Here is a 21444-nt window from a genome sequence, read left to right as displayed (position 1 = left end):
TGAAAAAACAGTCGAACACGGAACTGAATCGTGTCCGGCTGTTTTTTTGCTGTCCGGGATTGGTTTAGAATCATTCTCAGCCCTGCCGATCATTTCCAAATAAGTGAGGGTAAGACAAAAATATCAGATTGGGACTGTAAAATACTGTCGGGAAGTGACACAGGGGGTTGGAAAAAGACGATGAAAAAGTGGAATTTTTTCCGTGGTTTTGACAAATTCTGAATGGATAACTGGCTATAATGTTCCTACAGGGCGGGAGGTGAACGTAGCAACGGAACTTAACCTGTACATAGATGTATTGTTCTTTATTAATTTTACCATGGATTTTCTGGTATTGTCTATCGTAAGACGCGCAATGAAGTACCGTCTGATCCGATGGAGGCTGATTCTGGGGGCAGTTTTGGGAGCAGCGTGGGCCGTGTTTGCCGCTGCTTTTCCATATTTGCCTGTTTTGCTTGAGATGGCAGTTACTTATCTGGGAGTCAGTACCCTGATGGTAATGACGGCTTTCGACTTAAAGAGACCCAAAGATATCGGAAAAGGATTAATAGCCCTTTATCTGGCTGCTGTGGCTGTAGGAGGAATTATGGAGTTCCTATATCAGCATACGATGGCTGGCTATTATATAGAACAGATTCTTAGAGGAAATACAGGCAAGGCCATACCTTTTTACCAGTTGATTTTTTTGGGAGCCGGATCCTATTTTGGAATCCGGGTCATGCTTCGATGGCTGCCGGGGTTGTGGAAAGCAAAGAGTAATTTTTATGAAGTCACCATGCATTACAGAGGAAAGGAAAAGAAGGTGACTGCTCTTCTTGATACAGGAAACCGCCTTTATGAGCCGGTAAGCCGCCGCCCAGCCCATGTTGTGACCTATGAAGCCGTCCGGGAACTCTGTGAAAGCGTTTCAGAAGTGGTCTATATTCCATTTGGAAGCGTTGGGAAATCAAACGGAGTCATGCCCGGTATTTTTTTAGACGAGATGGAAGTACGTCAGGGAGATGATGTGAGAATAATTGAAAAGCCACTGATTGCTGTCTGCAAAAAGGCCCTGTCCTCAAGCGGAGAATATCAGATGCTGCTGCACGATGAGTGATTGTTTGATGTAAAGGAGAGAGTGTCGATATGATTATAAAAGTGTCTGTACCAAATCGTTTTCAGTTTAAAGCAATTCCTACATTTAGAACATTGATGATGCCGTCTCAGGGGGAAATCCATTACATTGGTGGTGCGGATATCCTGCCAGCGCCCCTGGACAATGAGAGAGAAGCCCAGATTATTGCACTTCTTGGAGGAGACGACGATCAGAAAGCGAAATCAGAATTGATTGAACACAATCTCCGCCTGGTGGTATATATAGCTAAAAAATTTGATAATACAAGTGTTGGTGTGGAAGATTTAATTTCCATTGGTACCATTGGATTGATTAAAGCAATTAATACCTTTAATCCGACTAAAAATATAAAGCTGGCTACTTATGCTTCCCGTTGCATTGAAAATGAAATACTCATGTATTTGAGAAGAAATAATAAGACAAAAATGGAAGTATCCATTGATGAGCCATTGAATGTGGATTGGGATGGAAATGAGCTCCTTTTGTCCGATATTCTTGGCACAGATGAGGATGTAATATATAAAGATTTAGAAACAGAGGTGGAAAGAAACCTTCTTAACTCAGCAATCAGCCGTTTAAGCCCCAGAGAACGCAAAATCGTGGAACTGCGGTTTGGTCTATCTGATGAGGACGGGGAAGAGATGACCCAGAAGGAAGTGGCGGATTTACTTGGCATTTCCCAATCTTACATATCAAGACTTGAGAAAAAGATTATGAAGCGTCTGAAAAAAGAAATTGTGCGATTTGAATAAATGTGGTTAAAATAAGGAAAGACTCAAAAAGGGTCTTTCTTTTTTTTACAAACCTGAAACTTTTACTGCTTATGATTCGTCTAATAAACAGAAGACGAAAAAGGAGGAAGAGATGAAACAAAAGATTGAAGAACAGGCAGAGAGTCTGCTTCTTAACAATTATGAGAAATATTACAGGCTGGCATACAGCTATGCAAAAAATGAATCCGATGCTTTGGACATTGTCCAGGAAAGCGCTTATAAAGTGCTGAAAGATATTAAAAAGTTAAAAGACCAAAGCCTCCTTTCCACCTGGATTTACAGGATTGTAATCAATACTTCCATTGATTTTTTAAGAAAGCGGAACAATGAAACGGTAAGTATTTATGATTTGGAAATTCCTCATGAGGATCAGTATCAGGATGATGATCCCAAAGAGATGATTGCGTTTCTAAATGAAGAGGAACGAACCATTGTCATATTAAAATTTTTTGAAGACTTAAAACTGGAAGAGATCGCAGATGCACTTAATATGAATGTCAATACGGTAAAAACCAGGTTGTATCGTGCGCTGAAAAAGATCCGGGTTACTCTGGAAACAGAACACGTCTGATTAAGAAAGGGGCTGTAAATTTGGAAGGCAAAGACAGACTGAATGAATTAAAAGAAGAATATTTTAGTATACCAGTGCCCGATGCGGCATACGACCGCATGAAACAGGGAATGAAAAAGGCAAAAGAAGAAAAGAGAAGGAGAATCATTATGAGATCATTGAAAAGAACAGGAGTTGCGGCTGCGGCAGTATTACTTACCATTGGAGTCATGGCTAATTTAAGCTCTGTGACAGCCAGCGCCATGGAGGATATCCCTGTTTTGGGCGCAATCGCAAAAGTTGTGACATTCAGAACCTTTGAAGATGAAAAAGGTAATTACGATGCAAAAATAGATATTCCAAAGGTATCAATGGGAAACAATGACAGCGGTCAGGTGAACCGTTCCATTGAAGATTATGCAAACCAGCTGATTAAAGAATATGAAAAGCAGGTGACAGCTGATCTGGCAGGAGACGGGCATTATTCCGTTACCTCTTCCTATGAAGTAATAGCGGATAATGAAACGTATTTATCCCTTCGGATCAATACTACTGTTGTTATGGCAAGTGGTGCAGAGTCTGTTAAAATATTTAACATTGATAAAAAAACAGGAAAAGAAATCTCACTTAAGGATTTACTGGCTGAGAGACATGGTTATCAGGATGCCATAACGGAAAGTATTAAAACACAAATGAAAGATCAGATGGCAAAGGATGATTCACTGACCTACTTTGATAAGGAAAAAGACGGAGATGGATTTGACCGGATTACAGGAGAAGAGAATTTTTATTTTAATAAAAACGGAGAACTGGTCATTGTTTTTGACGAGTATGAAGTAGCTCCCGGATATATGGGTTCTGTGGAATTTACCATACCGAAATCTACAGTTGAATTTTAACTATGTAAGCTAAGCCTGCCTTTTAAAAAGGTGGGCTTATGCCATGTGAGTCACACATAAAGCTTTATGAAAGATAATTCTTCATGGTTTTAAGAGCGTTTTTTTCCAGACGGCTGACCTGAGCCTGACTGATATGGATCTCTTCCGCAACTTCCGTCTGGGTCTTGCCTTCAAAGAAACGCATATCAATAATATGCCGTTCCCGTTCCGGAAGTCTTCTCATGGCCTCGTTTAAAGAGATGTCCTCCACCCAGTTTTCTTCCAGGTTTTTCTTATCACTGATCTGATCCATGACAAACAGAGGATCTCCCCCATCCGAGTAAACCGGTTCATACAAACTTACCGGACTTTGAATTGCATCAAGTGCATAGGTAATATCTTCCTTGCTTACCCCTATTTCATCTGCAATTTCCATAAGTGTGGGTTCTTTTAAGTTCTTTTTCATCAGGTTTTCTTTGGCGTAGATCGCTTTATAAGCAGTATCACGCAGGGAACGGCTGACACGGATGGAGTTATTATCCCGAAGATAACGCCGTACCTCACCCAGAATCATAGGCACTGCATAGGTGGAAAACCTTACATTCTGAGTGATATCAAAATTATCAATGGCCTTGATCAGACCGATGCAGCCGATTTGAAACAAATCGTCCACATTTTCACTGCTGCCGGAAAAACGCTGTATTACACTGAGAACCAGTCTTAAGTTTCCCCTGATGTAATCTTCTCTGGCTTTTTTATCTCCGTTAAGTATCCGCTTGAAAAGAACTTCCTTCTCTTCGTTGCTCAGAAGAGGCAGTTTGGAAGTATTGACGCCGCAAATCTCTACTTTGTATCCAGACATATCTTTCCCTCCGCATCATTTTAATCTCTTACATAGAAATGATGTACTTATTCGAGGGCTTTTATACGATTGCCGAATTAAAATTTATTTCCAGTTTTTGGGCGGATCTGTTTTACCTGTTTTTTTCGTATAAAATCTGCAGACCTTTTAACAGCAGAGCATCGTCGTAGTGGATTTTGTGACGGCAGAGGGAGATAACAGAAGAAGCCAGTCCGCCAGTCGCCACAAGACTGGCCTCCATATGGATTTCTTCCTGCATTCGGTCTATGATGCCGTCAATCATGGCTGCGTTGCCATACAGAATGCCATTTTTCATGCTGTCGATGGTGTTTTTTCCAATAATTTTCCCCGGCTTATCCAAACCGATATAAGGAAGCTGGGCGGCCCGGCTGCTTAAGGAATCAAGAGAAACCCGAAGTCCGGGGAATATGATCCCTCCGGTAAAATTCCCATGCTGATCGATGACGGATACGGTAGTGGCAGTTCCCATATCAATGACGATAATGGGAGGTGTAAAATCCTTTAAAGCAGCAACTGCATCTACAATTAAGTCACTTCCTACCGACTTGGGATTATCCATTTTGATATTTAGACCGGTCTTCATTCCTGACCCTACGAGAAGAGGCGTGCTGCCTGTCAGCTTTCTGACTGCAGAAAGAATTACCTCTGTGAGAGGAGGAACCACGGAAGAGACAATGGATCCTTCGATGGAAGAAATTGAAAAACCGTTAAGATCCATAATATCCTTTATATTCACGGCATATTCCAGCTCTGTTTTTCTGTGATTGGTGTTGACCCGTTCCACAAAGTATGTTTTGCTGCTGTCTATGCCTCCTATGACAATGTTACTGTTTCCAATATCGATGGCTAAAATCATGGAGAGAACTCCTTTCCAACTTTTTTTTCTTGTGTTATACTGTAGAGTATCATATTTTTAAAGGAAAAACAACGGGAGGCGATTATGCTGAAAGGAAAAAATATAATTCTGGGTGTTACAGGAAGCATCGCTGCTTATAAAACGGCTGGGCTTGCCAGCATGCTGGTGAAACAAGGCTGTAACGTCCATGTAATCATGACGGAGAATGCCACTAATTTTATAAATCCAATTACATTTGAATCACTGACCGGCAATAAATGCCTGGTGGATACCTTTGACCGCAATTTTCAGTATCAGGTTGAACATGTTTCCATTGCCAAGTTAGCGGATGTGGTGATGATTGCTCCCGCCAGTGCCAATGTAATTGCGAAGCTTGCCCATGGTATGGCAGATGATATGCTTTCCACAACGGTTTTAGCATGTAAGTGTAAGAAGATCATTGCCCCTGCCATGAATACAAACATGTATGAAAATCCCATAGTACAGGATAATATAAGAATCTGCCAGTCCTACGGCATGGAAGTGATTACTCCTGCAGTGGGTTATCTTGCATGCGGGGATGTTGGCGCAGGCAAGATGCCGGAACCAGAGACTTTATTTGAATACATTGAAAAAGAAGCTGCATTTGAAAAGGATCTGGAAGGAAAGCGGATTCTTGTTACAGCAGGACCAACAAGAGAAGCACTGGATCCGGTGCGGTATCTCACCAATTTTTCCACTGGTAAGATGGGATATGCAATCGCCAAAGCAGCAGCTCTAAGAGGGGCAAACGTCACACTGGTGACTGGAAAAACGGAGACTAAAAAGCCTTCTTTTGTAAAAGTCATAGAGGTAGAAAGCGCTGCAGATATGTTTGAGGCTGTAACAAAAGAAGCCAAAGAACAGGACGCAGTGATCAAAGCGGCAGCAGTTGCGGATTATCGCCCCAAAGAGGTAAATACAGAGAAGACCAAGAAAAAAGACGGAGATTTAACTCTTTCGCTGGAACGGACGGAAGATATTTTAAAATGGCTTGGAGAACACAAAACGAAAGGCCAGTTTCTCTGCGGATTTTCCATGGAAACAGAGAATATGCTGGAAAATTCCAGGGAGAAATTAAACCGGAAAAAAATTGATATGATCGTAGCCAACAATCTAAAGGTGGAAGGGGCCGGATTCGGAACTGACACCAACGTAGTTACCATCATTACAAAGGACAGAGAGATTGCTCTCCCAAAGATGACAAAAGAAGAAGTAGCACACCGCCTCTTATCTGAGATTTTTTAGGCACAACAGGAAAAATTCCGTATTCCAACTGCCGATGAGAATCTTGACTTATGGTTGGAATCATACTACAATAGACGAGACCCAGACGTATAATTGGAGGAATTATTTTTGTGAATATTGCAGAAGAAATAAAGAAGAGAAGAACATTTGCCATCATTTCCCATCCAGATGCGGGAAAGACCACACTGACAGAGAAGTTTCTTCTATATGGAGGAGCCATTAATTTAGCAGGCTCTGTAAAAGGAAGAAAGTCATCAAGGCATGCGGTTTCCGACTGGATGGAGATCGAAAAGGAAAGAGGTATTTCCGTAACCTCCTCCGTGCTACAGTTTAATTACGACGGATTTTGTATTAACATTTTGGACACCCCCGGACACCAGGATTTCTCTGAGGATACGTACCGTACTTTGATGGCGGCAGATTCTGCAGTCATGGTTATTGATGGTTCCAAGGGTGTGGAAGCACAGACGATTAAGCTTTTTAAAGTTTGTGTGATGAGACATATACCGATTTTTACCTTTATAAATAAGATGGACCGGGAGGCAAGAGATCCCTTTGAACTGATGGATGAGATTGAATCCGTTCTTGGTATCAGAACCTGCCCGGTGAACTGGCCTATTGGCTGCGGCAGAGAGTTTAAAGGTGTTTATGACCGGTTTAAAGGCTCGATTACCACTTTTAAGGCAGCCATGAACGGACAAAAAGAAGTAGAATCCACCGAAGTTCAGTTAGGAGATGACAAGGTAGATGCCCTGATCGGAGAATCCTTTCACAGACAGCTGATGGACGAGATAGAACTTCTTGATGGAGCCAGTGATGAACTGGATATGGAACGGGTTAGCAGAGGAGATTTATCTCCCGTATTTTTCGGTTCTGCGCTGACCAATTTCGGTGTAGAAACATTTTTACAGCATTTTCTTCAGATGACCACCTCACCTCTTCCAAGACTGACCACCACAGGTGTGGTTGATCCTTTCGATGAGGATTTTTCTGCGTTTGTCTTTAAGATCCAGGCAAATATGAATAAGGCCCACAGAGACAGGATTGCTTTCATGAGAATCGTTTCCGGTAAGTTTGATGCCGGAATGGAAGTAAATCATGTTCAGGGAGGAAAAAAACTGCGATTATCCCAGCCCCAGCAAATGATGGCTCAGGACAGAAAGATTGTAGAAGAGGCATATGGCGGAGATATCATCGGTGTATTTGATCCCGGTATTTTCTCCATCGGAGATACCCTCTGCAAATCCAGTGAAAAATTTGAATTCGAAGGAATCCCTACATTTGCACCGGAGCATTTTGCCAGAGTGCGTCAGATCGATACCATGAAGCGCAAGCAGTTTATTAAAGGTGTGAATCAGATCGCCCAGGAAGGTGCGATCCAGATTTTCCAGGAATTTAACACTGGAATGGAGGAGATCATTGTAGGCGTGGTGGGAGAACTGCAGTTTGAAGTTCTTACCTATCGTCTGGAGAATGAATACAACGTGGAAGTGAAGCTTGAAAAGCTGCCATATGAGCATATCCGCTGGATAGAAAACAGCTCAGAGGTTGATGTGGCAAAAATTCAGGGTACATCTGACATGAAACGGATTAAGGACTTAAAAGATAACCCGCTTCTGCTTTTTGTAAACAGCTGGAGTGTCGGAATGGTACTGGACCGCAATCCGGGTCTCAAACTTTCTGAATTCGGACACAACTAATTGAACAAGCAGGATCTGGTCATGTATAAAAACAAGGAGGCAGCAGACAATGAGTAGAATTGATGAAGTAAGACAGGCGATGGTAGAAGCGATGAAGGCAAAGGATAAGCAGAGAAAAGATGCGTTATCCATGCTCCTTTCCGCTCTTAAGAATTTTGAGATCGATAAGAAAGACCATACGCCCATTACGGATGAAGAAGCAGATGCAGTTGTGAAAAAGGAACTGAGACAGACTCAGGAGACATTTGAGCAGGCTCCGGCAGACCGTACTGACATAAAAGAAGAGGCTACTTTCAGAATTGCAGTATACAAAGAGTTCGCACCAGAGGATATGGGCGTGGATCAGATTAAGGAGATCATAAGCGGTGTGCTTACGGAACTTGGAATTGAAACACCCACTGCTGCAGACAAAGGAAAGATCATGAAAGTTCTGATGCCTAAAGTGAAGGGAAAAGCAGATGGCAAGGTAGTGAACGAGACACTGGCTGCCATGATGAAATAAAAAGACAGTAAAGCAGAAAGGGGTGCGGATTTATGTATAAGAAAGAGATTGGCCAGTACATTGATTCTCATAAGGAGGAAATGATTGAAGATATCTGCAGACTTTGCAGAATCAACAGTGAGAAGATGCCTTACAAAGAAGGGATGCCTTATGGTCCCGGAGCATTTCAGGCGCTGGAGGAAGCACTTGATATCGCGGACTCTTATGGATTTACTATCACCAATTATGACAACTATGTGGGAACAGCCGATTTAAATGATAAGGAACACCAGCTTGATATTCTGGCCCATCTGGATGTGGTGCCGGCAGGAGAAGGCTGGAAAGAAACAGAACCTTTTGAACCAGTTGTAAAAGGGGACAAATTATTCGGAAGAGGAACCTCCGATGATAAAGGACCAGCGATGGCAGCTCTTTATGCCATGCGTGCAGTGAAGGAATTAAACATTCCGTTAAAGAAAAATGTACGCCTGATCCTTGGAACCGATGAAGAATGCGGCAGTTCCGATATTGCCCATTATTATTCCATCGAAAAGGAAGCACCCATGACCTTTTCTCCAGACGGAGCATTCCCAGTTGTCAACACGGAAAAAGGCGGATTAAACGGTCATTTTACAGCTGACTGGGAGCCGTCAGCTGCACTTCCAAAGCTTGTAAGCATCAAAGCAGGCGTTAAGGTAAATGTTGTGCCGGGTAAGGCCAATGCTACCGTTGCCGGCCTTGACAAAGAAGTATTAACCAGTATTGCCGCAGAATGTGAGAAGGAAACCGGCGTTGGTTTTGAACTGGCTTTCGAGGGCGATCTGGCTCATATTACCGCTGTGGGAGAAAGTGCCCATGCCTCCACACCAAAAGAGGGCAATAATGCATTAACTGGTCTTTTGGTTTATTTAACAAAGCTTCCATTAGCAAAATGTTCTCAGATTACCATGATTGAACGCCTTTTAGAGCTGATTCCACACGGTGATACAGAAGGGAAAGCCCTTGGTATCGCCATGAGTGATGAACTTTCAGGTGGATTAACTCTGGCATTCAGCCTTTTGGAAGTGACAGAGTCCGGCCTTTCCGGAACCTTTGACAGCCGCTGTCCCATCTGTGCAACAAAGGAAAATGTCCTTGACGTAGTAAAAAAGAATATGGAAGAAAAGGGATTTACCCTGCATAATGATTCCATGCGCCCGCCTCACCACGTAGACGGAAATTCAGAATTCGTAAAGACCCTCTTAAATGCCTATGAATCCTATACCGGGTTAAAGGGAGAGTGCATTTCCATGGGAGGTGGAACCTATGTTCATGAGCTGGATAACGGTGTCGCCTTTGGAGCCTCTCTGCCTGGAACGGATAACCGTATGCATGGAGCCGATGAGTTTGCTGTCATAGACGAACTACTGGTGAGCGCAAAGATCTTTGCACAGGTAATAGTAGATCTCTGTTCATAAATATTATTTCCGTATATCAAAAAAACTATTGACAAATGAGATAAGAGGGCGTAAAATACGCCTCATAAAGATATACCTACTATCTCTGTAGGATTTAGGGAAAGGAGCGGCTGCCATGAGACGGTTAACAGCTATGCAGATGAATATGGATCAGATGAACGGCATGTGTATGATGATGTGTTGTTTCTCTGAATGCGTAAAAAACCGATAAAGGAATTCATTTGTATAGATTGTGATAGGAGTTCTCTGGAAACCGCATATGCGGAAGTTTCAGGTCGCAGGTCTGTGCAAGGCTTGCGGCCTTTTTGTACATAAAAAGAAAGGAAATGACACATGCAGTCAGAAGAACCTATTATTCAGCTGGTTGGGCTGGGAAAAGAATTTTTTACTTCAAACGGTCCCATTAAAGCATTGGACGATATCAATCTCTCCATTGAACGAGGAGAGATATTTGGAATTATTGGTTTAAGCGGTGCTGGTAAAAGTACCCTTGTCCGTTGTATCAACTATTTAGAGGTCCCCACATCCGGTGATGTGTTGTTTGAAAATCAGAGTCTGGCAGCCATGAGCCCCAAAAAGCAGAGACTTGCAAGACAATCCATGGGTATGATCTTCCAGCAGTTTAATTTACTTGCACAAAGGAATGTGTTACAGAATGTATGCTTCCCCCTTGAAATAGCTAACGTGCCGAAAAAGGAAGCAGTAAAAAGAGCCATGGAACTGTTGGAACTGGTCGGTTTAAAGGAACGGGCAAAAGCGTATCCTTCCCAGCTTTCCGGTGGTCAGAAGCAAAGAGTTGCCATCGCAAGAGCCCTTGCCACAAATCCAAAGATTCTTCTTTGTGACGAAGCAACCAGTGCCCTGGACCCCAACACAACGAAATCCATACTGGGTCTTTTAAAAGAAATCAATAAAAATATGGGAGTGACTGTAGTAGTCATCACCCATGAAATGTCGGTTATAGAAGCGATCTGCGACAGAGTTGCCATCATCGATCAGAGCCACATTGCGGAAGTCGGCTGCGTCGCTGACATCTTTTCCGGGCCTAAATCCAAGATCGGCAGACAGCTGATTCTGGGAGACGCGGCAGAACAGGCCATACGGTTCGGCAGTAACAGAAGAATCCGCATATCCTTTGACGGACGTTCTTCCTTTGAACCAGTTCTTTCCAATATGATACTTGCCTGTAAAGTACCGGTAAATATTATGCATGCGGAAACCCGTGATATCGGGGGAACCGCCATGGGTCAGATGGTGATACAGCTTCCGGAAGAAGAAATTGACCAGAATCGTGTTTTAAATTATTTGAAAACAGCAAACATTAATTTTGAGGAGGTGAAGGATTATGACCTTTGATGCTGCAACTATAGCGATGTTAAAATTAGGTGTCTGGGAAACCCTGTTCATGACTTTCACATCATCCTTTTTCGCTTATTTAATTGGAATCCCCTTAGGAATCATTCTGATTGTTATGGATAAAGACGGGATTTATCCGGTTCCCTGGCTTCAGAGAATTCTGGGACTGATCATCAACCTGCTTCGGTCCGTACCTTTTATCATTTTGCTGATTATGGTAATGCCAATTACCAAGATTATTGCTGGAACGACCCTGGGAGCAAAAGCTGTCATCCCACCTCTGGTAATCGCATCTGCACCTTATGTTGCAAGAGTGGTGGAATCTTCCTTTAAAGAAGTTGACGCCGGAGTAATTGAAGCGGCAAAATCCATGGGGGCTTCCGCTATGCAGATTATCTTAAAAGTACTTCTGCCGGAAGCAAAGCCTTCCCTTTTAGTAGGAGCAGCTTTATCCGTTACCACCATCCTTGCTTACTCCGCAATGTCAGGTTTTGTAGGCGGAGGCGGTCTGGGTGATATCGCTATCAAATATGGTTATTACCGGTATCAGACTGTGATGATGTTTATTACAGTTGCAATTCTTGTTATTATTGTCCAGGTGATTCAGGAGGCAGGCATGAAGCTGTCCAGAATGAGTGACAAGCGAATTAAATAGTAACTGCCACTGGCGTTATTAAATAAATTTTCAGGAGGAAAACATTATGAAAAAATCTTTTTATGCTTTAACCGCAACCCTGCTTTTGGCAGGAGCACTGACCGGCTGCGCAGGAAGCAAAGAAGCACCCGCTACCACTGCAGCAGCAGAGTCCAAGACGGAAACCACTGCAGCTGAGACAAAGGCAGAAACAGAGAGTAAGACAGAGGCTTCCGGCAAACTGGAGAAAATTGTGGTAGGAGCAACACCGGCTCCTCATGCAGAGATTTTAAATGCTGCAAAAGATATTTTAAAGGAAAAAGGATATGAGCTGGTAGTAAAGGAGTATACTGATTACGTTCAGCCAAACGTAGCACTTGACTCCGGCGACTTAGACGCCAACTACTTCCAGCATCAGCCATATTTAGATCAGTTTAATCAGGAAAAAGGAACTGACTTAGTCAGCGCAGGCTCCATTCATTATGAGCCATACGGAATCTATGCAGGAAAGAGTAAATCTCTGGACAATCTTGCAGACGGAGCACAGATCGCTGTACCAAATGATGTATCCAATGAAGCAAGAGCATTAAATCTTCTGGCTGACAAAGGTCTTATCCAGTTAAAAGATGGTGTGGGTCTGGAAGCAACCAAGAATGACATTGTAAAAAATGATAAGAACTTTAAAATCGTTGAGGTAGAGGCTGCCCAGCTTCCCCGCTCTCTTGGTGATGTAGACATTGCAGTTATTAACGGAAACTATGCAATTGATGCCGGTTTAAAAGTTTCTGATGCACTTGCAGTAGAAGATGCGTCCTCAGCAGCAGCAACCCGTTACAGCAATATCATTGCTGTCCGTAAGGGAGATGAAACAAACGAAAAGACAAAAGCCCTGGTTGAAGCATTAACCAGCGATACCGTGAAAAAGTTTATTGAAGATACTTACAACGGAGCGGTTGTTCCTTCTTTCTAATAAGTAAATAGGGATCAAAACTATCGTGCAGCAGGAATTAAAAGCCCTGCTGCATTTTTTTTGTGCAAAATGAAAGAAATCTTCATTTTACATACAATGGAAAATAATGTATAATGCCTTTATTATGATTAAAAGGAGATGATAATTCATGGATCAGGATAATCAAATAAATTTGGATGATCTTTCTACATACCAACAGCCGCTGAAAAATAAACAGAATAATATGGCGCTTGCCTCACTGATAATGGGAATTATCGGAATCGTCACTTCCTGCTGTTGTTTCGGAGGCCTTATCTTTGGAAGTCTGGGAATTGTATTCGCCCTGCTTTCCAAGACCCAGGATCGCTTTGAAGGAAATGCAGTGGCAGGACTGATTACTTCTATCATTGGTCTGGTGTTTACTGCAATCGTGTTTATTCTGTTTGTAGGATCGGGACTGATGGAGGAACTTGCTGCAGGAGGTGGATTTTAGTGAAAATTTCATCAAAAGAATTGAAAAAACGTGCAAAACAGAAACTGCAGGGCAATTACGGACTCTGCGTTGGCGTTCAGTTAATTATAAACGCTATTGTATCAATCGTTTTAGTAATCATGTTTTTTGCAAGCCTGATTGCCGGACTTTTGGGATCTGGCAGTATATACGGATTAAGCGGCAATATGGCGGAATATATCATCATTATAGCGATTGTGGTGGTATCCATGATACTTATGGTTGTTCTCGTATCCCTGTTTACACCTGGAACCTTAAAGATCTATTTAAATATCAGTGAGAATAAACCAGTACATATATCAGATCTGCTTTATGGTTTTAAAAACAAGCCCCATAAATTTATTGGTCTGAATCTGATCATATTCCTGATTGCAATGGTTTGGTCCATTCCTTATTATGTAGTACTTGCAGTGGCAGAAATTACAAATTATATTCCGGTTATGATCGTTCTCCTGATTATTACCTATCTGCTGCTTTTAATCGGAGTTACGATTACATCTTTGTATCTGGCCCAGGCCGCGTTTATATTTGTGGAAGCGCCGGATAAAGGAATTTTCAGATGTTTAAAAGAGAGTGTAGAGATGATGAAAGGGCACAAGGGCAGTCTTTTCTATATTAATTTAAGCTTTATGGGACTGGTTCTTCTTGGATATTGCTCGTTTGGAATCGCATATCTTTGGATTATGCCGTATATGTACGCAACATTAACCGAATACTATAATGAACTGAAACCGAAGCTGATTCCCAATCCTGAAGTGTATCTTTGCGATTCTTCTTATGAATCCCTTAAGAAACAGGAATTTTAATTTGAAACCGTGTCACAGGATTTGCATGCGCATAGAATACACTATAGGAGGTGTGTCTTATGCGCATTTGCGATCTGAAGCAAAAAGAAGTAATTAATATCTGTGACTGCAGACGTCTTGGTTTTGTAGGAGACGTGGATTTTGATATGGAAACCGGCTGTCTGCTGGCTATCATTGTGCCAGGTCCCGGATGCTTTTGCGGCTTTCTGGTACGGGAAAGAGAATATGTAATTCCATTTTGTGATATCAGACAGGTAGGTCCGGATATCATACTGGTTAACGTGGATTTGGAAAAAGCAACGGAAAAATGCGGTATTTAATGGAAGATGGGCTTGCGAATATAAGGATTGTAAGTTATGATATACATAATAAAAGTTACAGTCCGAAAGACAGGAGGATCCCAGGCGTGAAATGTCCATTTTGCAACGAGGCAGATACAAAGGTCATTGATTCCAGACCGGCAGACGACAACAGTTCGATCAGACGCCGCAGACAATGTGAAAAGTGCGGTAAGAGGTTTACCACTTATGAAAAGCTGGAAACCATGCCGCTTATGGTTATAAAAAAAGATAATTCCAGAGAGGTTTATGACCGATCCAAGATAGAATCAGGAATTCTTCACTCCTGCCACAAAAGACCGGTTTCGTCCCAGCAGATCGCTGCTATGGTAGATGAGATTGAAACCCAGGTATTTAACAGGGAAGAAAAAGAAGTAGAAAGCACCGTCATTGGAGAGCTGGTTATGAAAAAGCTTCAGGAAGTGGATGAAGTGGCATATGTAAGATTTGCCTCTGTATACAGAGAGTTTAAAGATGTGAATACCTTTATGGAAGAGATAGGAAAATTATTAAAGAAATAGGAGAGCTATGTTTCAGAAATTTTATCCAGATGAAGACGTAAATTCCACGTATGAAATACCCTTTGAGGATTTTTATAAAAAAGGAATCAGGGGTATTATTTTTGATATTGACAATACCCTTGTTCCCCATGGGGCACCAGCGGACAACCGGGCAAAGAAGATGTTTTTAAGGCTTCAGGATCTGGGAATGGAAACCTGTCTTTTATCCAACAACAAAGAGCCGAGAGTATCCGCGTTTGCTAAGGATACTGGCAGCCTTAATTATATTTTCAAGGGAAGAAAGCCTGGAGTGGAAGGGTATCAGCGAGCCATGAAGCTTATGGGTACCAATTCTTCCAATACAATTTTTGTAGGAGACCAGCTTTTTACCGATGTGTTTGGTGCAAAGAGGGCAGGGATCTACAGCATACTGGTCAGCCGGATCCATCCAAAAGAAGAGATTCAGATCAGATTTAAGAGGCTGTTAGAATTTGTTGTTCTGCATTTTTACCGTAAAGATAAAAAAAGAAACATTTAAAAAGCTGCTGACTTAAACGACGGGTAGATTTAATCTATTCCGGTTATAATACCTGATAAGAAAATTGTTCTGTTGGACATGCAGATCTCTTTTTTAAACCGCAATTGATTATATTGCTAAGAAAAAAGGAGTTATTTGCAAAAAACGGTTGAAAATGAATTTATTTTAGTATAGAATATAAAAGGTTAAGAAGAGAATTCAAGGAGGAATATCATTTATGATATCAGCGGGTGATTTTAGAAACGGTATCACATTGGAGATCGATGGTACTGTATATCAGATTATGGAGTTTCAGCACGTGAAACCTGGTAAAGGTGCTGCTTTCGTAAGAACAAAGATTAAAGATGTGGTAAACGGCGGCGTTGTAGAGCGCACATTCCGCCCGACAGAGAAGTTTCCCCAGGCAAGAATCGACAGAGTAGACATGCAGTATCTGTATGCCGATGGAGATCTTCATAACTTTATGGATACCAGCAGCTATGAACAGGTTGCATTAAGCGATGATGTCGTTGGAGATGCATTAAAGTTTGTGAAAGAGAATGATACAGTAAAGGTATGCTCTTACAATGGTAAGGTATATTCTATAGAGCCTCCGTTATTTGTGGAACTGGTTATAACTGATACAGAGCCAGGATTTAAGGGTGATACTGCTCAGGGAGCAACCAAGCCAGCTACCGTAGAAACCGGTGCAGTGGTTTACGTACCTTTATTTGTTGAACAGGGTGATAAGATTAAGATTGATACGCGTACAGGTGAATACCTGTCCAGAGTTTAATCAGATTAAAAGGGCCGGGATATCCGGTCTTTTTTTCTTTCTGCCTTAAATGGTTTGATTTTTTTTTGTACTTGTAATATAATTGTTATTTAGCTTAGAAATTTCTGGAATAGAAAAAAGGAGATCATAAAACCGATGAAGAAGATTCTTGATTTAATTACGGCAGAGATGAAGACAGCTTTTGCAGATTGCGGATACGATGAAATTTATGCAAAGGTGACTTTATCCAACCGTCCGGATCTTTGCGAGTACCAGTGCAACGGAGCCATGGCGGCAGCCAAAGCTTATAAAAAGAAACCGTTTGATATCGCATCGGAAGTGGTGTCAAAACTTTTAGCAAGTCACGCTTTTGAAGCTGTGGAAGCGGTGATGCCTGGTTTTATTAACTTAAAAATCAATGCCGGTTATCTGGCAGAATATATGAATAAGATGGCTTTAGAAGACCAGTGCGGCTGTGAAAAAACAGATGAGCCTATGACCATTGTGGTAGATTACGGCGGTGCCAATGTGGCGAAGCCTCTTCATGTAGGTCACCTGCGTTCTGCTGTTATTGGAGAGAGCATCAAGCGCATGGGCCGTTTTCTGGGACACAACATTATCGGTGATGTACATCTGGGTGACTGGGGTCTTCAGATGGGTCTGATTATAGAAGAATTAAGAGACAGAAAGCCGGAACTTCCTTATTTTGATGAGTCATTTGAAGGTGAATATCCAAAAGATGCCCCATTTACCATCACAGAATTAGAAGAGATTTATCCTGCGGCCAGTTTAAAGTCCAAAGAGGACGAATCTTTTAGTAAGAGAGCTCATGAAGCAACCTTAAAGCTGCAAAATGGATATGCTCCCTATCGTGCTATCTGGCAGCATATTATTCATGTTTCCGTGGCTGATTTAAAGATGAATTACGGCAGTCTCAATGTCACCTTTGATTTATGGAAGGGCGAAAGCGATGCGGAAGCCTACATTCCCCAGGTGATTGAAGAACTGACCGAAAAAGGACTTGCCTACGAAAGTCAGGGCGCCCTTGTGGTTGATGTGGCTATGGATGGGGATTCCAAGGAACTTCCTCCATGTATTATCAGAAAGTCCGATGGAGCAGCGTTATACTCCACCTCTGATCTTGGTACCATTATTGAAAGGGAGAAGGAGATAAAGCCGGACTGGTATATTTATGTAACAGACAAACGCCAGGAGCTTCATTTTACCCAGGTGTTCCGTGTTGCAAAAAAAGCAGGCTTTGTTCATGCCGATAAAAAGATGTCTCATCTTGCCTTTGGTACCATGAACGGCAAAGATGGAAAACCATTTAAGACAAGAGACGGCGGTGTGCTGCGTCTGGAAACTCTGATTTCCGATATCAGCCAGGCTGCCTATGAAAAGATTATGGAGAACCGTTCTGTTTCCGAAGAAGAAGCAAGAGAGACTTCAAAAATCGTGGGCATGGCAGCTTTAAAATACGGGGATTTATCCAATCAGGCTGCAAAGGATTATATCTTTGATATGGACCGGTTCGTATCCTTTGAAGGTAATACAGGTCCTTACATCCTCTATACCATTGTACGTATCAAATCCATTCTGGCAAAGTACCAGACTTTGGACGATAAGTATCAGGGAGAGGAACGGATTCTTCCCGCTGCCTCAGATGCAGAAAAAGATTTAATGCTCCAGCTGTCCAGATACAATGAAGTGGCAGAAAGCTCTTTCCTGGAGCTGGCTCCTCATAAAATATGCCAGTATGTCTATGAATTAGCCAATTCATTTAATCGCTTCTATCATGATACAAAAATCATTTCGGAAGAGAATAAAGAACAGCAGGCCTCATGGATCAGTCTCATTCGTCTGGCAAAGGATGTGCTGAATGGCTGCATCGGAGTACTTGGTATTGAAGCGCCGGAACGTATGTAAATGGAACGGATGTGAGCGTTATGAAAGTATCACAGATAACTGCCAATGCTTTTTGGAAGGGTGAAACCGGAGTTAAGGCATTGGTGGAAGATCAGGGAAAAGAATATAAAGCAAGTCTTCATATCAAGGGTAGTCAGGTATTTGACTACTCTTGTTCCTGCGCTCAGGGGAATTCCTACCGTGGGATGTGCTCTCACTGTCAGGCTCTTTTTAAGGCTTATGAAGAACAGGAATCAGGGAATCAGGGAAAGCCGGTTACCACTTCTGCCCAGGCGAGAGCCATGATCCGTGAGTATACCAACGGGGAAGTTGCCAGAATTATGAGTGAGGGCCAGGAAGAACAGATTTCACTTCTGGTATCCGTTCTGGTTAACCGCAGAGAGGTGAAACTGGAAGTAAAGCTTGGCAGGGACCGCCTTTATCTTATTAAGGATTTAGCAGCGTTTGCAGATGCCATGGATCATGGAACTTATGTGGAATATGGCAAAAATCTTGCTTTTTATCATAACCGGTCTGTCTTTGTAAAGGAGAGCCGTCCACTTCTGGACTTTTTGCTGGAATCCATTAATGGATACTGCGAACAGTATGAGCAGATGCAGAAAAGCTCCTTTTCTGCACGCCCGGTCATGCGTTATTTAAACTTAAGTAAGACAGCAAGAGACCGGTTCTTTGAAATTATGAAAGGCACGACTCTGGAATTTGAGGATCACAGGGGGGAAAAAAGACAGCTGAAGATCTCAGGCCGTAATCCGGATCTGACTGTGACGGCGGCCCGTGAGGGCAGAGATGGAGTCCGTATATCCATGGACAAAAAGCTCCTGGTTGTGAAGGGAGAAAACCGTCTGTACCTTGGAGATTTAAAACATCTGTCTTGTTGTGATCAGCCTTGCAGTGAGACTCTTGGCGTTTTTTTAGACCAGATGATGAGCGGTTATGGCATGGAGTGTGAAACCGTAATTAATAATAAGGATATGCCTCTTTTTTATGAACGGGTATTAAAAAGGATCGCTTCTTACTGTAACATTGATTCAGGCAGTCTTGATCTGGAGTCTTTTAAACCGGAGGAACTTAGAGCCAGGTTTGATTTTGACAGCGATAGTCCCAGTAAGCTGATATTACGTCCCACCCTTTCTTATGGCACCTATTCCTTTCAGCCGGTTGAAGATGAAAAACTGCCCCGAACCGTCTGCAGAGATGTACCGGGAGAATTCCGCATCAGCCAGTTGATCACAAAGTATTTTAAGTACAGGGAATATGAATCAGATTATCCGGCGATCAGGGATGACGAGGAAGCAGTATACCGTCTTCTTACAGAAGGTATCAGAGAATTCATGTCTGTAGGAGAGGTTTATTTTTCGGAGTCATTTAAAAAACTGAAAGTGCTTCCGCCCCCTAAAATCTCTGTGGGTGTGAAAAGTACAGGAAACTGGCTTGAGCTTAATGTGGATGCAGGTGAATTAACCGGTCAGGATTTAGCCAGGCTTTTATCTGAATACAGCAGAAAAAAGAAGTACTACCGGTTAAAAAGCGGAGAATTCGTTAGTCTTGAAGATAATGGTCTCATTACCATCGCAAAGCTTGTTGAGGGACTGGGGCTGAATACAGGTGAGCTGGAGAATAAAAATTTCCGCCTGCCTAAATACAGGGCTCTATATCTGGATGGCCTTTTTAAAGAAGAAAGCGGCATAACATTATACAGGGACCAGCTGTACAAAGCAGTGGTACGGGGGATGAAATCCGTAGAGGACAGCGAGTTTGAGATACCGGATACCCTAAAGTCTGTGCTCAGAGGATACCAGAAGACGGGATACCGCTGGCTTAAGACTCTGGACAATTACGGATTCGGCGGAATACTGGCGGACGATATGGGACTTGGAAAGACCATTCAGGTCATAGCATTAATCCTTGATGAAGCCCAGAGAAATCCGGATGCCAGCTTTCTTGTGGTCTGTCCGGCTTCACTTGTCTACAACTGGGAAAATGAGATCCATCTCTTTGCACCGTCGTTACAGGTAATAACTGTTACTGGTACGGCACCAGAGAGAGAAGAACAGTTAGGGAATTTAGAAAAGGGAACTGTGGTGGTCACTTCTTACGATCTGCTGAAACGAGATATTAATCTTTATGAAGGAATTACATTCCGTTTCCAGATCATTGATGAGGCCCAGTACATCAAGAACGCATCTACCCAGAGTGCAAAGGCTGTAAAAACAGTGGATGCCGTGTGCAGGTTTGCCTTGACCGGTACCCCCATTGAAAACCGCCTTTCTGAACTTTGGAGTATCTTTGATTTCCTGATGCCTGGTTTCCTTTTCCATTACCAGAAGTTTAAGAAAGAGTATGAAATGCCCATTGTAAAGAACCAGGAGCAATGGGTATTAGAAAGCCTTCACCGCCTGATCGGTCCTTTTATTTTACGAAGACTGAAAAAAGACGTATTAAAAGAGCTGCCTGACAAGCTGGAGACAGTGGTATACTCTGCTTTTGACAGAGAGCAAAAGGATTTATATACAGCCAATGCCTATCGTTTAAAGACAGAACTGGAAAGCAGGGAAGGAAGAAGCGGAAGAGATAACATACAGATACTGGCAGAGCTTACAAGGCTGCGTCAGATCTGCTGTGATCCCCATTTATGCTATGATAATTACAGAGGTGATTCGGCAAAACTGGAAACCTGTGTTGATTTAATTAAGAATGGCGTGGAAGGAGGACATAAGATCCTTTTATTTTCCCAGTTTACCTCCATGCTTGAGATTATCGAAAAAAGACTAAAGGGAGAAGGAATTTCCTGCTATATGCTCACAGGAGGCACGCCCAAGGAAGAACGGCTTCATATGGTTAATTCCTTTAAAAATGATGAGATTCCCCTGTTTCTTATTTCCTTAAAAGCAGGCGGAACGGGACTTAATTTAACCGCTGCAGATATGGTGATTCACTTTGATCCATGGTGGAACGTAGCAGCACAGAATCAGGCCACAGACCGGGCTCACAGAATCGGTCAGGATAAACAGGTGACGGTATTTAAGCTGATTACAAAAGGAACGATTGAAGAAAATATTTTAAAACTGCAGGAATCCAAACGGGATCTGGCAGAGCAGATTATAACAGAGGGTACAGTTTCCTTAAGCAATCTGACAAAAGAAGATTTGCTGGGGCTGCTGGATTAAAGAAAGG

At 42.4% G+C, this 21444-nt stretch carries 21 protein-coding genes; 19 read left to right on the top strand and 2 right to left on the bottom strand.

Translation table 11 applies throughout. The features are described from left to right. Positions 1–259 precede the first annotated feature (259 nt). From ACOAOT_RS10685 to rsiV, 4 genes are all read left to right on the top strand, one after another. Complete coding sequence (locus tag ACOAOT_RS10685; protein ID WP_420216953.1) at positions 260–1096, top strand: sigma-E processing peptidase SpoIIGA; 837 nt, start codon at positions 260–262, stop codon at positions 1094–1096. 29 nt (positions 1097–1125) lie between these two features. Next, positions 1126–1866 (top strand): RNA polymerase sporulation sigma factor SigE, encoded by a 741-nt coding sequence (gene sigE / locus ACOAOT_RS10680; protein WP_104438538.1) that lies wholly within the window; start codon positions 1126–1128, stop codon positions 1864–1866. Between the two features lie 112 nt (positions 1867–1978). Continuing rightward, positions 1979–2458, top strand: a complete 480-nt coding sequence (locus ACOAOT_RS10675; protein WP_104439382.1) for an RNA polymerase sigma factor — start codon at positions 1979–1981, stop codon at positions 2456–2458. A gap of 20 nt (positions 2459–2478) precedes the next feature. After that, positions 2479–3336, top strand: coding sequence for an anti-sigma-V factor RsiV (gene rsiV, locus ACOAOT_RS10670; RefSeq protein WP_420216952.1), 858 nt, complete (start codon positions 2479–2481; stop codon positions 3334–3336). Between the two features lie 64 nt (positions 3337–3400). Here rsiV and sigG read toward each other — a convergent pair whose 3' ends face one another. Further along, positions 3401–4177: an RNA polymerase sporulation sigma factor SigG gene (gene sigG / locus ACOAOT_RS10665; RefSeq protein ID WP_104439381.1), complete on the bottom strand. Its 777-nt coding sequence runs from the start codon at positions 4175–4177 to the stop codon at positions 3401–3403. A gap of 112 nt (positions 4178–4289) precedes the next feature. Beyond that, positions 4290–5054, bottom strand: a complete 765-nt coding sequence (locus ACOAOT_RS10660; protein ID WP_420216951.1) for a type III pantothenate kinase — start codon at positions 5052–5054, stop codon at positions 4290–4292. An 84-nt stretch (positions 5055–5138) separates the two neighbouring features. Between ACOAOT_RS10660 and coaBC the strand changes: the two genes are divergently transcribed. From coaBC to ACOAOT_RS10585, 15 genes are all read left to right on the top strand, one after another. Next, the gene (coaBC, locus tag ACOAOT_RS10655) at positions 5139–6320 is read left to right on the top strand and encodes a bifunctional phosphopantothenoylcysteine decarboxylase/phosphopantothenate--cysteine ligase CoaBC (RefSeq protein WP_420216950.1); all 1182 of its coding nucleotides are present in this window, start codon (positions 5139–5141) and stop codon (positions 6318–6320) included. Positions 6321–6430: 110 nt separating this feature from the next. Then, complete coding sequence (locus tag ACOAOT_RS10650) at positions 6431–8020, top strand: peptide chain release factor 3 (protein ID WP_420216949.1); 1590 nt, start codon at positions 6431–6433, stop codon at positions 8018–8020. 49 nt (positions 8021–8069) lie between these two features. Continuing rightward, a complete protein-coding gene (locus ACOAOT_RS10645) occupies positions 8070–8522 on the top strand; it encodes a GatB/YqeY domain-containing protein (protein WP_170821253.1) in 453 nt (150 codons plus the stop codon). A 32-nt stretch (positions 8523–8554) separates the two neighbouring features. Continuing rightward, positions 8555–9958 (top strand): dipeptidase PepV, encoded by a 1404-nt coding sequence (gene pepV, locus ACOAOT_RS10640; protein WP_420216948.1) that lies wholly within the window; start codon positions 8555–8557, stop codon positions 9956–9958. A gap of 333 nt (positions 9959–10291) precedes the next feature. Next, positions 10292–11314 (top strand): methionine ABC transporter ATP-binding protein, encoded by a 1023-nt coding sequence (locus tag ACOAOT_RS10635; protein WP_420216947.1) that lies wholly within the window; start codon positions 10292–10294, stop codon positions 11312–11314. Beyond that, positions 11304–11969 (top strand): methionine ABC transporter permease, encoded by a 666-nt coding sequence (locus ACOAOT_RS10630; RefSeq protein ID WP_104439374.1) that lies wholly within the window; start codon positions 11304–11306, stop codon positions 11967–11969. Before ACOAOT_RS10635 ends, ACOAOT_RS10630 begins: the two co-directional genes overlap by 11 nt. 46 nt (positions 11970–12015) lie before the next feature. Next, positions 12016–12918, top strand: coding sequence for a MetQ/NlpA family ABC transporter substrate-binding protein (locus ACOAOT_RS10625; RefSeq protein ID WP_420216946.1), 903 nt, complete (start codon positions 12016–12018; stop codon positions 12916–12918). A 148-nt stretch (positions 12919–13066) separates the two neighbouring features. Next, positions 13067–13390, top strand: coding sequence for a hypothetical protein (locus tag ACOAOT_RS10620; RefSeq protein ID WP_420216945.1), 324 nt, complete (start codon positions 13067–13069; stop codon positions 13388–13390). After that, the gene (locus tag ACOAOT_RS10615) at positions 13390–14214 is read left to right on the top strand and encodes a DUF975 family protein (RefSeq protein ID WP_420216944.1); all 825 of its coding nucleotides are present in this window, start codon (positions 13390–13392) and stop codon (positions 14212–14214) included. The genes ACOAOT_RS10620 and ACOAOT_RS10615 overlap by 1 nt, the downstream gene beginning before the upstream one ends. Positions 14215–14273: 59 nt before the next feature. After that, positions 14274–14534, top strand: a complete 261-nt coding sequence (locus tag ACOAOT_RS10610) for a PRC-barrel domain-containing protein (protein WP_097006749.1) — start codon at positions 14274–14276, stop codon at positions 14532–14534. An 86-nt stretch (positions 14535–14620) separates the two neighbouring features. Continuing rightward, complete coding sequence (nrdR, locus tag ACOAOT_RS10605; protein WP_104439371.1) at positions 14621–15073, top strand: transcriptional regulator NrdR; 453 nt, start codon at positions 14621–14623, stop codon at positions 15071–15073. Between the two features lie 7 nt (positions 15074–15080). Next, complete coding sequence (locus ACOAOT_RS10600; protein ID WP_420216943.1) at positions 15081–15590, top strand: YqeG family HAD IIIA-type phosphatase; 510 nt, start codon at positions 15081–15083, stop codon at positions 15588–15590. A gap of 217 nt (positions 15591–15807) precedes the next feature. Next, positions 15808–16365, top strand: coding sequence for an elongation factor P (gene efp / locus ACOAOT_RS10595; protein ID WP_104439369.1), 558 nt, complete (start codon positions 15808–15810; stop codon positions 16363–16365). 135 nt (positions 16366–16500) lie between these two features. Then, positions 16501–18270 (top strand): arginine--tRNA ligase, encoded by a 1770-nt coding sequence (argS, locus tag ACOAOT_RS10590; protein WP_420216942.1) that lies wholly within the window; start codon positions 16501–16503, stop codon positions 18268–18270. Positions 18271–18290: 20 nt separating this feature from the next. Then, entirely contained in the window at positions 18291–21437 is a 3147-nt protein-coding gene (locus ACOAOT_RS10585; protein ID WP_420216941.1) for a DEAD/DEAH box helicase, read from the top strand. Positions 21438–21444 lie beyond the last annotated feature (7 nt).

The sequence above is a fragment of the Lacrimispora struthionigena genome, from assembly GCF_048627165.1.
GTDB lineage: Bacteria > Bacillota > Clostridia > Lachnospirales > Lachnospiraceae > Lacrimispora.
Note: the sequence above shows the minus strand (reverse complement) of the source record. Positions and strands in the feature narration are given on the sequence as shown.

What these genes read in the sequence shown, in the direction of transcription:
- sigE (WP_104438538.1), top strand. Translation starts at nt 1,126, where the DNA reads ATGATTATAAAAGTGTCTGTACCAAATCGTTTTCAGTTTAAAGCAATT.
- ACOAOT_RS10675 (WP_104439382.1), top strand. Translation starts at nt 1,979, where the DNA reads ATGAAACAAAAGATTGAAGAACAGGCAGAGAGTCTGCTTCTTAACAAT.
- sigG (WP_104439381.1), bottom strand. Translation starts at nt 4,177, where the DNA reads ATGTCTGGATACAAAGTAGAGATTTGCGGCGTCAATACTTCCAAACTG.
- ACOAOT_RS10660 (WP_420216951.1), bottom strand. Translation starts at nt 5,054, where the DNA reads ATGATTTTAGCCATCGATATTGGAAACAGTAACATTGTCATAGGAGGC.
- coaBC (WP_420216950.1), top strand. Translation starts at nt 5,139, where the DNA reads ATGCTGAAAGGAAAAAATATAATTCTGGGTGTTACAGGAAGCATCGCT.
- ACOAOT_RS10645 (WP_170821253.1), top strand. Translation starts at nt 8,070, where the DNA reads ATGAGTAGAATTGATGAAGTAAGACAGGCGATGGTAGAAGCGATGAAG.
- pepV (WP_420216948.1), top strand. Translation starts at nt 8,555, where the DNA reads ATGTATAAGAAAGAGATTGGCCAGTACATTGATTCTCATAAGGAGGAA.
- ACOAOT_RS10635 (WP_420216947.1), top strand. Translation starts at nt 10,292, where the DNA reads ATGCAGTCAGAAGAACCTATTATTCAGCTGGTTGGGCTGGGAAAAGAA.
- ACOAOT_RS10630 (WP_104439374.1), top strand. Translation starts at nt 11,304, where the DNA reads ATGACCTTTGATGCTGCAACTATAGCGATGTTAAAATTAGGTGTCTGG.
- ACOAOT_RS10625 (WP_420216946.1), top strand. Translation starts at nt 12,016, where the DNA reads ATGAAAAAATCTTTTTATGCTTTAACCGCAACCCTGCTTTTGGCAGGA.
- ACOAOT_RS10620 (WP_420216945.1), top strand. Translation starts at nt 13,067, where the DNA reads ATGGATCAGGATAATCAAATAAATTTGGATGATCTTTCTACATACCAA.
- ACOAOT_RS10610 (WP_097006749.1), top strand. Translation starts at nt 14,274, where the DNA reads ATGCGCATTTGCGATCTGAAGCAAAAAGAAGTAATTAATATCTGTGAC.
- ACOAOT_RS10600 (WP_420216943.1), top strand. Translation starts at nt 15,081, where the DNA reads ATGTTTCAGAAATTTTATCCAGATGAAGACGTAAATTCCACGTATGAA.
- efp (WP_104439369.1), top strand. Translation starts at nt 15,808, where the DNA reads ATGATATCAGCGGGTGATTTTAGAAACGGTATCACATTGGAGATCGAT.
- argS (WP_420216942.1), top strand. Translation starts at nt 16,501, where the DNA reads ATGAAGAAGATTCTTGATTTAATTACGGCAGAGATGAAGACAGCTTTT.
- ACOAOT_RS10585 (WP_420216941.1), top strand. Translation starts at nt 18,291, where the DNA reads ATGAAAGTATCACAGATAACTGCCAATGCTTTTTGGAAGGGTGAAACC.